This window comes from Aeromonas salmonicida subsp. salmonicida, assembly GCF_001643305.1.
GTDB classification, from domain to species: Bacteria; Pseudomonadota; Gammaproteobacteria; order Enterobacterales; family Aeromonadaceae; genus Aeromonas; species Aeromonas salmonicida.
In genome coordinates, this window is the sequence record NZ_LSGW01000045.1 from 1 (window position 1) to 13,255 (window position 13,255).

At 60.1% G+C, this 13,255-nt stretch carries 10 protein-coding genes and 1 pseudogene; 8 read left to right on the top strand and 3 right to left on the bottom strand.

The genetic code is table 11. The features are described from left to right. Positions 1–196 precede the first annotated feature (196 nt). Positions 197–1,522 carry an outer membrane channel protein TolC gene (gene tolC, locus AXW79_RS05065; protein WP_011898310.1) on the top strand — a complete coding sequence of 442 codons (1,326 nt, stop codon included), beginning with the start codon at positions 197–199 and terminating at the stop codon, positions 1,520–1,522. Between the two features lie 168 nt (positions 1,523–1,690). On the opposite strand, the gene hldE is transcribed toward tolC, so the two are convergent. Further along, complete coding sequence (gene hldE, locus AXW79_RS05070; RefSeq protein ID WP_005313939.1) at positions 1,691–3,118, bottom strand: bifunctional D-glycero-beta-D-manno-heptose-7-phosphate kinase/D-glycero-beta-D-manno-heptose 1-phosphate adenylyltransferase HldE; 1,428 nt, start codon at positions 3,116–3,118, stop codon at positions 1,691–1,693. 296 nt (positions 3,119–3,414) lie between these two features. On the opposite strand from hldE, the gene lpxL reads away from it, so the two are divergent. Then, on the top strand, positions 3,415–4,338 hold the full coding sequence (gene lpxL, locus AXW79_RS05075) for an LpxL/LpxP family Kdo(2)-lipid IV(A) lauroyl/palmitoleoyl acyltransferase (protein ID WP_005313942.1): 924 nt from the start codon (positions 3,415–3,417) through the stop codon (positions 4,336–4,338). Positions 4,339–4,492: 154 nt separating this feature from the next. Continuing rightward, a complete protein-coding gene (locus AXW79_RS05080; RefSeq protein ID WP_005313945.1) occupies positions 4,493–4,960 on the top strand; it encodes an energy transducer TonB in 468 nt (155 codons plus the stop codon). Between the two features lie 94 nt (positions 4,961–5,054). Here AXW79_RS05080 and AXW79_RS05085 read toward each other — a convergent pair. Next, a pseudogene (locus tag AXW79_RS05085) lies at positions 5,055–6,024 on the bottom strand (CYTH domain-containing protein). 169 nt (positions 6,025–6,193) lie between these two features. Here AXW79_RS05085 and AXW79_RS05090 point away from each other — a divergent pair. After that, entirely contained in the window at positions 6,194–6,874 is a 681-nt protein-coding gene (locus tag AXW79_RS05090) for a TIGR00153 family protein (protein WP_005313948.1), read from the top strand. Between the two features lie 25 nt (positions 6,875–6,899). Further along, positions 6,900–8,165 carry an inorganic phosphate transporter gene (locus tag AXW79_RS05095; RefSeq protein WP_005313952.1) on the top strand — a complete coding sequence of 422 codons (1,266 nt, stop codon included), beginning with the start codon at positions 6,900–6,902 and terminating at the stop codon, positions 8,163–8,165. A gap of 66 nt (positions 8,166–8,231) precedes the next feature. On the opposite strand, the gene AXW79_RS05100 is transcribed toward AXW79_RS05095, so the two are convergent. Next, positions 8,232–9,473: a multifunctional CCA addition/repair protein gene (locus tag AXW79_RS05100; protein WP_005313956.1), complete on the bottom strand. Its 1,242-nt coding sequence runs from the start codon at positions 9,471–9,473 to the stop codon at positions 8,232–8,234. A gap of 290 nt (positions 9,474–9,763) precedes the next feature. Between AXW79_RS05100 and AXW79_RS05105 the strand changes: the two genes are divergently transcribed. The 3 genes from AXW79_RS05105 (at position 9,764) to mutY (ending at position 13,250) form a co-directional block, all read left to right on the top strand. Continuing rightward, positions 9,764–11,407 carry an ExeA family protein gene (locus AXW79_RS05105; RefSeq protein WP_005313959.1) on the top strand — a complete coding sequence of 548 codons (1,644 nt, stop codon included), beginning with the start codon at positions 9,764–9,766 and terminating at the stop codon, positions 11,405–11,407. Next, positions 11,407–12,087: a GspB family T2SS assembly factor variant ExeB gene (exeB, locus tag AXW79_RS05110; RefSeq protein ID WP_005313960.1), complete on the top strand. Its 681-nt coding sequence runs from the start codon at positions 11,407–11,409 to the stop codon at positions 12,085–12,087. The genes AXW79_RS05105 and exeB overlap by 1 nt, the downstream gene beginning before the upstream one ends. A 101-nt stretch (positions 12,088–12,188) precedes the next feature. After that, a complete protein-coding gene (gene mutY, locus AXW79_RS05115) occupies positions 12,189–13,250 on the top strand; it encodes an A/G-specific adenine glycosylase (RefSeq protein ID WP_005313963.1) in 1,062 nt (353 codons plus the stop codon). The last annotated feature ends 5 nt before the right edge of the window (positions 13,251–13,255 follow it).

Genomic DNA, 13,255 nt, shown 5'->3' on the forward strand with positions numbered 1-13,255 from the left:
TTAGGATCAGTTATTTAGGCACGAGGGGGAGAAAACTCCCCCTCGTGCTTGACGTTCCTGTCGCTGGAAAAGAGACAGTTATCATAATATTTTGCTTATAGTAGAGTGATTAAGCTGAAATCAAGCTTGCTCAGTGACAATACCCCTCCTTCATCCAGCGACAGCTTTGGGTTAATACATAAGGTTAAAACGATCTATGAAAAGAACACTCTTGTCAGCCATGGTGTTGCTGGGCGTCAGCGCCGGCGCCCACGCCGAGAACCTGCTCGATATTTACCAACAAGCCCAGATCAAGGACACCCAACTGCAGGAATCCAAGGCCAAGCGTGACCAAGCCTTCGAGAAGATCAATGAATCCCGCGCAGCCCTCTTGCCGCAAATCAATCTGGGAGCCGGCCTGAACTACCTGCAAAACAAGGGTGATACCCAGACCAACAGCAACGCTACTGGCTCCCTCTCGCTGGATCAATCTATCTATCGTCGCAGCAACTGGGTCAACCTGGACCTGACCGAGAAGAGCGCCACCCAGTCCGATGTGGCCTACAACCTCGAAATACAGAATCTGATGCTGCGCACCGCCCAGGCCTATTTCAACGTGCTCAAGGCAATGGACACCCTGGAATTCGTCCGCGCCAACAAGGCCGCCGTAGAACGTCAGCTGGAACAGACCCAGCAGCGCTTCGAAGTGGGCCTGACCGCCATCACGGACGTGCATGAGGCTGAAGCCGAGCGCGATCAGGCACTGGCGGACGAGATCAATGCCGAGAACACGCTGGACAACAGCTACGAGAGTCTGCGCGAGCTGACCGGCATCGACCACCGTCAGCTGGACGTACTCAACACTGAGCGTTTCAGCCCGCAGAAGACGCCGTTCAACTCCGACAAATGGCTGGAGCTGGCACTGGACAAGAACCTGCAACTGCACAGCGCCCGCATCGGCAAGGATATCGCCAAGGAGCAGATCGATCTGGCCAAGACCGGTCACGAGCCGACGCTGGATCTGGGTGCCGGTCTCTCCAGCACCTATAGCGATTACAAGGACGAGATCCGCAACCCCGAGAGCAACAGCAATCAGGGCAACATAGGCCTGAACTTCAAGCTGCCGCTCTACACGGGTGGCGCGACCACCTCCCAGGTCAAGCAGTCCCAGTTCAACTATGTGGCGGCCAGCGAGCAGCTGGAGCGCAGCTTCCGCTCTGTGCAGAGCACAGTACGCTCCTCCTATAACAACGTGAACGCCAGCATAGGTTCGGTACGCGCCTACGGCCAGTCCGTCATCTCCGCCGACAGCGCCCTCAAGGCCACCGAAGCGGGCTATGAAGTCGGTACCCGCACCATAGTCGACGTGCTGGACTCTACCCGCAAGCTCTACCAGGCCAAGCAGAAACTCTCCGAAGCCCGTTACAACTACATTCTCAGCATCCTCTCCCTCAAGCAGGCCGCCGGCACGCTGGAGCAGAAAGATCTGGAAGAAGTAAACCAGGGACTGATACCTGCCGCTCAGGTCAAGAACAAGTCCTGATCCCGACGCGCATCCAGCAAAAAGGCGACCCCAGGGTCGCCTTTTTGTTATCCGCTTTCTGTTGCCCGCACCAGCCGGTTCTCTTGCCGCAGGCTGGTGAACGCCGCGAGACTTCCATACTCCGGTGCATGCCAGACATAAAAAACCCGGCCTGGGCCGGGTTTTGACTCATCCGCGTTCGCGGATGGTCTTGATGATGTCGCTGGTGGAACAGCCATCTTCGAAGTTGAGCACGCGCACTTCACCGCCGTTGGCGGTCACTTCATCATAACCGGCGATATCCTTCGGCTTGTAGTCCCCCCCCTTGACCAGCAGGTCGGGCAGCACTTCGGCGATCAGCCGCTGGGGCGTATCTTCGGCGAAAGGCACCACCCAATCCACGGCGCCCAACCCGGCCAGCACAGCCATGCGACGGTCGGTCGAATTGACCGGACGACCGGGTCCTTTCAGGCGACGAACGGAGCCATCGGTATTGACCGCCACTATCAGGCGATCCCCCAGCTTGCCAGCATTGGCGAGGTAGGAGACGTGACCGGCGTGCAGTATGTCGAAGCAACCGTTGGTCATCACCACCTTCTCGCCACGCAGACGGGCAGCCTGCACGGCAATCTTGAGCTGAGCCTCGGACATGACGCCAAAGCCGGTCTCCTGCTCGGTGTAGAGCGCATTGGCAAGCTCCACCGGGCTGACGGTGGAAGTACCCAGCTTGCCGACCACGATACCGGCGGCGGTATTGGCCAGGGCACAGGCCTCGTCCAAGCTCATGCCGGCGGCCAGCGAGGTGGCCAGGGTGGAGATGACGGTATCACCGGCACCGGTCACGTCATAGACCTCGTGGGCCTGGGCTGGCAGGTGCAGCTCGGGCTGGCCTTCGCGGATCAGGGTCATGCCGTTTTCGGAACGGGTGACCAGCAGGGCTTCCAGCTCGAAACGCTTGACCAGCGCCAGTCCCTTGGCGACCAGATCCTCTTCACCCTTCACCTTGCCCACCACGGCCTCGAACTCGGACATGTTGGGGGTCAGCAGGGTGGCGCCGCGATATTTCTCAAACTCGGTCCCCTTGGGATCGACCAGCACAGGAATACCGGCAGCACGGGCACGCTGGATCATGCCGGGTACGTCGTTGAGGGCACCCTTGCCATAATCGGAGAGGATCATCACGTCGCTGCTGGGCAACGCCTGCTCCACCTTGTTCATCAGCAGAGTGGAATCGACATCGTGGAAAGCCTCTTCGAAGTCGAGGCGCAGCAGTTGCTGGTTGCGGGAGAGCACCCGCAGCTTGGTGATGGTCGGATAGTCGGCCAGACGAACGAAATCACAGGCGACCTTGACGCCAGCCATCTGACCAGCAAGGGCATCGGCCGCTTCATCCTGACCGGTCAGGCCAAGCAGAACGGCATGGGCGCCCAGAGCGGCGGAGTTGAGGGCCACGTTGGCGGCGCCACCCGGGCGCTCCTCAATGTGCTCAACCTTGACCACGGGCACCGGTGCCTCGGGCGATATCCGGCCGGTGGGGCCATGCCAATAGCGGTCCAACATGACATCGCCAACGACCAGAACGCGGGCTTTTCCAAACTCGGGCAGGGTGATTTTCATCTGTATCGACTCTCAAAACCTGAAAAATCAGCCGCCGATTTTATCACACTCTTTTGCGGGGTGTGAAAAAAGCACGCGGCCCTGCTTCGCTACCGTGAGCCGACACAGTGAGCAAACATAGACCAGCCATGTCAGCTCTGACCAGGCGAGAGGCCATTCGCACCCGACCCCGCTTTTCGGCTAGAATCCCCCGATTGCCAGTAAAACTATCCAATCAGGATATCCACGAGCCTTTATCGCCTCCCCTTTTTGGCTGGACTCTCCAGATCATGGCGATTGCGAACAAGAGATTTTTCATGGCCCACGAACACGCCCCCCGCCTCGAACCCCATCTGTTCCATCCCCGTTACTGGGGGAGCTGGATTGGCCTCAGCCTGCTTTGGCTGCTGGTATTGTTGCCCTGGCGCAGCCAGATGTGGTTGGGCCGTCAACTGGGCACCCTGGCCCGCGTATTGTTGAAATCCCGCGTCAAAATTGCCCGCCGCAACCTTGAACTGACCATGCCGGAATTGACCAAGGATGAGCGGGAGAAGCTGCTCAGGCAGAATTTCGAAAGCGTTGGCTGCGCCATCTTCGAAGTGGGTATGGCCTGGTTCTGGCCCGACTGGCGCATGCGCAATCTGATGAAGGTAGAAGGGGAAGAGCACGTCATCGCAGCCATGGAAAAAGGTCAGGGCATGCTGCTGCTCTCCTGCCATTTTCTGACGCTGGAGCTCAACGCCCGCTGCTTCGGCCTGGTCAGGCCGGGGGTCGGCGTCTACCGCCCCAACACCAATCCTGTCCTGGAATATGCCCAGTACCACGGTCGCTGCGCCTCCAACAAGTATCTGGTGGACCGCATGGACGTGAAGGGAATGATCAAGGCGCTGCGCAACGGCGATGCCCTCTGGTATGCCCCTGATCACGACTACGGCTCCCACGCCAGCGTGTTCGTCCCCTACTTCGCCGTTGAGCAGGCGGCCACCATAACGGGGACTGCCACCCTGGCCCGGGTGAAAAACACAGTTACCCTGCCCTGCTATAACATTCGCACCAAAGAGGGCTACGTCTTGCACATAGGCGCCCCTCTGGCGGACTACCCCAGCGGCGATGACGTGGTCGATGCCACCCGTGCCAACAAAGAGATAGAGGCCGCAGTACGCAAGGCACCCGAGCAGTACATGTGGCTACATCGCCGCTTCAAGACCAGACCGAGCTCGGATGACATTAGCTACTATTGAGTAGGAAAAAGATGAAAAGACCGCCGAAAGGCGGTTTTTTATGGCCTGCCGCCCGGAAAGGGTTTTCATTCGTAGCTGAATATTTTATTAATAACCCTGCCGAGCGGCGGGCGGCCCCCGCCAGGAACAATAAAGCGAACGAAGGGAAGCGAACATGAAAGCCACTCTTTTACTGGGCGCCCTGTGCGTATTGACCGGTTGCAGTCACCAGACCCAGAGCGTGCACCTCACCTCACTCCCCCTGAGCAACATCACGGATGTGAATGCCCAGTGGACCCCCCTGACCAGAGTGGAGTCACGCTACCCCAAGGAGGCCATTCTGGCCGAAAAGATGGGATGCACCTCACTCGAGTATGTGATCAATGAAGCGGGTCAAGCCGAGCAGATCCGCGTACTGGCTCGCAGTGACGAACAGTTCAGCGAGGTCGCCATCGAGACGCTGCAACAGTGGCAGTGGCAGGCGACTACCGCCAATCCGGACCATAGCCCCATCAAGTCCCAGACCCGATTCGAGTTCTGTATCGAGCACAACGGCCAGCCCTGTGACACCAGCGGGCTGGCGCAACTCTGCCAGGGGGAAGACATGGTTCGCAGCACAGGACTGGTCTACACCCAAGTCTGAAGCCTTCACCTGTGATGAGCGTGTCGACCATGAAAAAGGTGAGCCCGGGCTCACCTTTTTCGTCACTACCCGTCACGCCTGCCGGGCACAAGCATCATGCAGTTGCGTGCAACCAGGCGGCGATGGCCAGTTGGAGCCGCACATAGTCAGCCCGATGGAAGAGAGCAGACAGTGCCATCTGCCATTCAGGTTCGGCCACGTCTTGCGCCAGCAAGGCCAGATGGGCGGACTGCGCGATCAAGGCATCCAGCCAGGTCGGTGCCACCAGCATGCCGGCCGCCTCGATGACAAGCGCAATACTTTGCCGGATCTCTTGCAGCGCCAGGCGTCGCTGCTCGGGGTCCGCCTGTTCCAGCCAGTACTGTTCGTGATGCTGCCAGTGTTGCAAGCCGAGGGTGATGCGTGCCTTGGCATCGCTCTCATTGGGCTCAGGCAGCAGCTGCAACGCCAGCGGCTTGCCGAGCCCTGCCAACCGATAGCCGCGCTGCGCCTTGGATTGCGCGCCCAGCCTGACCCCCCCCCAGCCCGGCAAGCCGTTCTGCCAGCGCGAACAGGGCGCTGGCATCGCCGGATTTAAGCTCAAGTTCCAGCTCGTTGATGGCCGTTTTTCCCAGCGAGCCGACGATCTCGCCCTGATCCCAGGCCAGCTCGATCTCGGCTCCCTCGAAGGCAATCAGCCAGTGACGACGCAGGAAATCGGTACGGAACTGGGCAACCAGCTTGCCCTGGATCTCGTCGCGGACAGACAGACTCGGGAAGATATCTTCCGGAAAGGCAGATAGCAGCGGAACATCCCCATGCACAGGGGCATTATATTCAGGCCTGGCGTGCAATCCTCCCACCACCTGACCCCGGCATTTAATCGTCTGCTCGGCAAAATCGTCACTGCGACGAATACGTAATCCCATTTCGAGCCGACGTAAATCCAGGGTCGGCGTATCAAAATAGACATTGCCAAGTTCCACCTGGGCATTCGATCTAATTTCAATAGAATTCAGCAGGTTGGATAATGATTGTTGAATATCTTGTGAGACAAAAAACTTTATCTCGATCTCAGTTTGCATAGTCATTCCGGGCTGGCAGGCAACTTGGGGGGGCATGATACTGAACGCGAGGATATAATGCCTGCGATACATCAGGATTAATTCACGGTTTTATTGATGGCGCAGTTCGGTTACCATGCGCGCCTCATAACATCGTATCGAGTGTTTTTTCACCGACACAGGTTTGACCATGCCAGTAAATACTATTTTGGGGCTTTTTGCCAAGTCCCCCATCAAGCCGTTACAGAAGCATATCGTCAAGGTTCACGTGTGCTGCGAGCAGCTCATCCCCTTCTTTGATGCCGTGGCCGAAGACCGTTGGGAAGATGCCGAGAAGATTCGGGAACATATCGCCCAGCTGGAAAAAGAGGCCGACATCCTCAAACGTGAAATTCGTCTGAAACTGCCTCGTGGTCTCTTCCTGCCGGTCGCCCGTACCGACCTGCTGGAGCTGCTGACCCAACAAGACAAGATTGCCAACCGTGCCAAGGATATCTCCGGTCGCATGCTTGGCCGTCGAATGGAATTCCCTGCCGAGATGCGTGCCGGTTTCATGGCCTATCTCAAACGTTGTATCGATGCGACCGCCCAAGCCGAAAAAGCCATCGGAGAACTCGATGAGCTGCTCGAAACCGGCTTCAAAGGACGAGAAGTTGAAATGGTTGCCGAGATGATCCACCAACTGGATCTTATCGAGGACGATACTGACACCATGCAGATCGGGCTGCGCCAACAGCTGCAAGCCGTTGAGCAGAAGTACAATCCGATCGACGTTATGTTCCTCTACAAGATCCTCGAATGGGTAGGTGACCTGGCAGACCAGGCCGAGCGCGTTGGCGCCCGTCTGGAACTGATGCTGGCTCGTTCGTAATCGACTGACTGGGTAAACACTATTAATGGACATTATCGCGAATTACGGCACTACTCTGGTGCTCGTGGCGGCCTTGTTCGGCTTTTTGATGGCCTGGGGTATAGGCGCGAATGACGTGGCCAACGCCATGGGCACATCGGTCGGCACCAAGTCCCTGACCATACGTCAGGCAATCATCATCGCCATGATCTTCGAGTTTGCCGGTGCGTATCTGGCGGGCGGTGAAGTGACCGCCACCATCCGCAATGGCATCATAGATACCAACGCCTTTGCCGATACGCCGGATCTGCTGGTGCTCGGCATGATCGCCTCTCTGCTGGCGGCGGGCTCCTGGTTGATACTGGCCTCCTACTTTGGCTGGCCTGTCTCGACTACCCACTCCATCATAGGTGCCATCGTCGGCTTTGCCGTGGTCAGCATAGGTCCGGAAGCGGTGCAATGGAACAAGTTCGGCGGCATCGTCGGTTCCTGGATCATCACTCCGGCCATCTCCGGCATCATCGCCTACTTCATGTTCATCAGCGTGCAGAAGCTCATCTTCAACACAGATGATCCTCTGGCCAACGCCAAGCGTTACGTGCCCTTCTACATGTTCCTGACAGCGCTGGTGATTTGTCTGGTCACCATCAAGAAGGGGCTGACTCACGTCGGTCTGCACCTGAGCGATGGTGAAGGTATCCTGCTCTCCATCATCATTTCCATCGCTGTGGCGTTTGCCGGCTGGCTCTACATTCGCGGCCAGAAGTACAACCCGCAAGATGACAGCAAGATGCACTTCGCCAACGTGGAGAAAGTATTTGGCATCCTGATGGTGATCACTGCCTGTGCCATGGCCTTTGCTCACGGCTCCAACGACGTGGCCAACGCCATAGGTCCGCTCTCTGCTGTCGCCTCCATTGTGGCGTCAGGTGGCGAGATCGCCGGTCAGTCCTCCATCGCCTGGTGGATCCTGCCCCTTGGTGGCATAGGTATCGTCATCGGTCTGGCGACCATGGGCGGAAAGGTAATGGCAACGGTCGGTACCGGTATCACTCATCTGACCCCGAGCCGTGGTTTCGCCGCCCAGCTGGCAACTGCCGCGACCGTGGTGATTGCCTCCGGTACCGGTCTGCCCATCTCCACCACCCAGACCCTGGTCGGTGCCGTCATGGGTGTCGGTCTGGCCCGTGGCATCGCCGCCCTGAACCTGGGCGTGCTGCGCAACATAGTGGTCTCCTGGATCATTACCCTGCCCGCCGGTGCCATTCTGTCCATCCTCATCTTCTACGTGCTGCAAGTCTGCTTCTCTTGACGCAAACGGCAGCAAAAAAGCCCGGGTCACTGACCCGGTTTTTTTTATATCTGGCGGCAGAAGACGCTACTCCTCGTCGATGAAAGTCCACTCATCGCGCACCCGACTGATGGCATCGAACCGACGCTTGGCGAGCTGCTCGCGAATGGCCTCTCCCTTGAAACCGGCTGCCACTATATCCTTCACGGGCACGGCCTGGGCCGCGCCGAGCGCCTGTGCCACATAGTCGGGCTCGGCATAGACCCGCTCCTCGAAGCCGGTACGACCGTGGAAGTCGGCGCGGCAGGCGTCCAGCAGCTGGGCGAAACGCTCGGGTCTGCGCCAGGCATCCGCCTTGTCGAACACCTTGAGCAGGGTCGCGGGCTTTAGTTCGAAGGCGATGTGGATATGGGTGTGCAGATCGCTCACCAGCAACGCCAGATCGCGGCAGTCGTTCGGCACCCGAAAGCGCTCGCAAAAGTCGCGGATCAGCGGCAGTCCCTTCTGGCCGTGACCGTGGTGGCTCGGCCAGAAGGCAGGTGGAGTCAGTCCCTTGCCAAAGTCATGACACAGGGCGGCGAAGCGCACCGCCAGCTCGGGGGAGAGACGACACGCCTGCGCCAGCACCATAAGCGTATGGATACCGGTGTCGATCTCCGGATGCCACTTGGCGGGCGCCGGCACACCGAACAGGGCGTCCAGCTCGGGGAACAGCGCCTTGAGGGCGCCACATTCACGCAGCACCTCGAAGAAGACCTGAGGAGTCTGCCCCAGCAGCACCTTCTCCAGCTCCTTCCAGACCCGCTCTGGGGTCAGATGAGCCAGCTCGCCGGCGTCGGTCATCTCGCGCATCAGCGCCAGCGTCTCGGGGGCCACCACGAAGCCCTGGGCGTGGAAGCGGGCGGCGAAACGGGCAACCCGCAAGATGCGCAGCGGATCCTCGGCAAAGGCCGGGGAGACGTGACGCAGCATACGCTGTTCCAGATCCTGGATACCGCCGTAGGGGTCGTGCAGCCTGCCCTCTTCATCCTCTGCGATGGCATTGATGGTGAGATCCCGGCGCAGCAGATCCTGCTCCAGCGTCACCTCGGGGGATGCGTGGCAGACAAACCCGGTGTAACCGCGGCCCTGCTTGCGTTCGGTGCGAGCCAGTGCGTACTCCTGCTGGGTCTTGGGATGGAGAAACACGGGGAAATCCCGGCCAACCTGACTGAACCCCAGCGCCAGCATCTGCTCCACGGTTGCCCCCACCACCAGGTGGTCTCTGTCCCCTTGCGGCAATCCCAGCAGGCGATCCCGCACTGCGCCCCCAACCAGATAAGTCTGCAATCTGCGTCTCCCTTGATAAACCTGCCTCGATTATACCGGTTTAGCCAGCAGAGACTATGCCTGCTCCCCGCCTCACCGGCGATAACCCTGCCGTGCCACAAACTACAGCTTTCGCCAGCAGGTGCACTCACCTCCCGGTCCATACCATGGCGGCGCTTTCGATCCCTTGGCCCCGCTCAAAACGCCAAAGTGGAGCAAGGCAGGCGCCAGCCCCCCTTATGGCATCCGGGTCTTTGACATCCCAGTGGGGAGGCTTTAACCTGCCGCCCATAACAATGGAATGGATCCTTATGTACACACAGTTCTTCGGTCTGTCGGAGCCCCCGTTCTCCATCTCGCCCAACCCCAAATATCTCTATATGAGTGAACGTCACGGGGAAGCCTTGGCCCATCTCAACTACGGGTTGCAGGATGGCGGCGGCTTCGTGCTGCTGACCGGGGAAGTGGGAACAGGTAAAACCACCGTCTCCCGTTGCCTGTTGCAGCAGTTGCCGGCCAAGACCGAGATCGCCTACATCCTCAATCCATCCCTGACCGAGCGTGACCTGCTGGCGGCCATCTGCGACGAGTTCCAGCTGTCGTACGACAAGGACGCCGGCCTCAAGCTGCTGTTCGATCTCATTCGCGATCACTTGCTGGCCAACCTGGCGGCAGGCAAGCGCAGCGTTGTGCTGGTGGATGAAGCCCAGCATCTGCTGCCCGGTGTGCTGGAGCAACTGCGTCTGCTCACCAACCTGGAAACCGACGAGAAAAAGCTGCTGCAAGTGGTACTCATCGGCCAGCCCGAGCTGCAACAGATGCTGCGCCAGCCCCTGCTGCGCCAACTGGCCCAGCGCATCACGGCCCGTTACCACCTGTTGCCCCTTTCGCATCAGGACGTGGATGCCTATGTGCGCTTCCGGTTGCAGGTCGCAGGCTGCGTCCAGCCCATTTTTACCCCCAAGGCGACTCAGACCCTGCACCGCCTCTCGGGCGGCATTCCCCGCCTCATCAACCTTATCTGCGATCGCGCCCTGATCGCCGCCTTCGCCCGTGGCAGCCACAAGATAGTTCACGGCGATATCAGCCTGGCGGCCTATGAGGTGAGCGGCATTCGCGACGAGGGCACCTGGCAGTCCGGCCTCATGGTCGCTCTGGCTGGGGCCTTGCTGGTCGCCACCGGCTGGTGGGGCTGGCAGTTCTTCGGCTTCTTCCCCGAGCGCCCCGTGATCAAGGTGGAGGTGCCGGTCAAGGTAGACGACACCCCTGAGCAGCAGGAGCAGCTGACCCGCGCCATCAATCAGGCGCTGGAGCCGGATAGCGCCATGCAGAATCTCTACAAGGTGTGGGGTTACCAGACTGAACTGGAAGAGGCGACCTGCGACAACGCACCGCGCGCCGGCTTGCGCTGCCAGGAGGGCGACGCCTCGCTGGCGGATCTGCAGCCCCTGCAGCACCCGGCCCTCATCAGCCTGACCGACGAAACCGGCGGCATCTACTACGCGACTCTGGTGAGCCTGGGGCCGGACAAAGCCAACCTGCTCATCGGCAACCAGAGCTGGCAAGTGGACAGGCAGTGGCTGTCCGACTTCTGGGGCGGCAGCTACACCCTGCTGTGGCGCATGCCCAAGGGCGGCGTCGCCCTGATCGGCAACAATGCCGGCGCGACCCAGGTACAGTGGCTGGACAACGCTCTCAGCCGCGCCCTGCAACAGCCGGATCGCAAGGTGCGTCGCTTCGATGCCGAGCTCAAGAACAAGCTGCAACAATTCCAGCGCGAGCAAGGGCTCAATCCGGACGGCATAGCCGGCAGCAATACCCTGCTGCGTCTCAATGTGATGGCCGGTGAACCTATGCCCAGACTGGAAGATGAGTCCAAGCGCACCGGCACGCCGGCCAAACTGGATGCCATGGACGACGAGTCCATGGTCACACTGTCCGAGGAGGCTTCCTGATGTCTACCCTGCTCAAGGCGCTGCGCCGGGCCGATCAGCCCCAGTTCACCTCGCATATTCCGGCGATGGGGTTGCCCGTCACCCAGGAAGAGGAACAGAACCGGCGCTGGATCTGGTGGCTGCTGGCCCCCTTTGCTCTGCTGATGGGCGCAGGCGCCAACTATGGCTGGCACCTGCTCAACAACCGCCCCATCGAGAAGACAATCGAAGTGAAAGAGGTAGTCACTCCCCCCTTCGTGCGCATCGAGCCCAGGCCCATGATTACCCGCCCGCTGCCCCCGCCACTGCCTGAACCCGTGGTCCGTCCCAGAGCGGTGCCCGAGAACAAAACGCCGGCTGCCGACAGCAGCCAGGGGCTGGCCGAGCGCATCATGAATGCCCTCAACAACACGCCGCTGATGGAAGAGGCTGTACCGCAGGCTCAACCCGAGGCGCAGGCCATGCCGATCAGCGCCCTGCCGCTGGAGCTGAAGCAACGGATCCCCGCCCTCTCCTACGGCTCCCACGTATTCTCTTCCAATCCGGCCAAACGGGCCGTGATGCTGAACGGACGTGAGTTTCGCGAGGGGAGCGAGGTCGCCTCCGGGGTGACCCTGATCGCCATAGCACAGGACTACATCATATTGCAGGTGGCGGGTCAGAACGCCAGCCTCAAGGCACTGCAGGACTGGCGCGGCTGATCCAATCGTTATCCAAAAACCGGGGCAGCCCCGCTGACCTGATGTCAATTTCAAGAGGGAGCCCGAGAGCTCCCCTTTTTAATCAATAACATGAGCATAATGTGAACAACTCAGACAACGCGACCTTCGCCACCCGGATCCTCGACTGGTATCAGGTCCATGGCCGCAAGACACTGCCCTGGCAGCAAGACAAGACCCCCTATCGGGTCTGGGTCTCCGAAATCATGCTGCAGCAGACCCAGGTCGCCACCGTGATCCCCTATTATCAACGCTTCATGGCCCGCTTCCCCGACGTGCAGGCCCTGGCTGACGCACCCATCGACGAGGTGCTGCACCACTGGACCGGGCTCGGCTATTACGCCCGGGCCCGCAACCTGCACAAGGCGGCACAGCAGATCCGCGATCTGCATGACGGCCTGTTTCCGGAACGGCTGGAAGAGGTGATGGCCCTGCCCGGCATTGGCCGCTCCACCGCAGGTGCTGTGCTCTCCCTGTCCCTTGGGCAACCCCACGCCATTCTGGATGGCAACGTAAAGCGGGTACTCACCCGCTGGCTGGCGCTGCCGGGCTGGCCCGGCCAGAAACAGGTGGAGAACGATCTGTGGGAGCTCGCCATCCGCCTCACCCCCAAACTCGGCGTGGCCCACTACAACCAGGCCATGATGGACATGGGGGCCACCGTCTGCACCCGCAGCAAGCCCGCCTGTGACCGCTGCCCGGTGCAGACCGATTGCCAGGGGCTGTCGCAGGGCAAGCCCACTGCCTACCCCAACTCAAAGCCGAAGAAGAGCATTCCGGCCCGCACCGGCATCATGCTGCTCATTCGTCACGGCGACGAGCTGCTACTGGAGAAGCGGCCGCCGCAGGGGATCTGGGGCGGGCTCTACTGCTTCCCGCAGGTGGAGTCACCAGCCGAAATCGACGGACTCTTGCAGCGGCTCGGGCTGAGCGGGCATGATTATCGGGAGCTGAGCGGATTTAGGCATACATTCAGCCACTTCCATCTCGATATTCAGCCTTTTCTGATTGAAATGGATGCGCCACCTGCCCCCCAGCTCATGGAAGCGGATAACCGACTCTGGTATAACTTACGCCATCCTGCAGAGGTGGGACTGGCAGCCGCCACGGCCCGCCTGCTTGCCTACCCGGACTTACAACCATAGAGGTC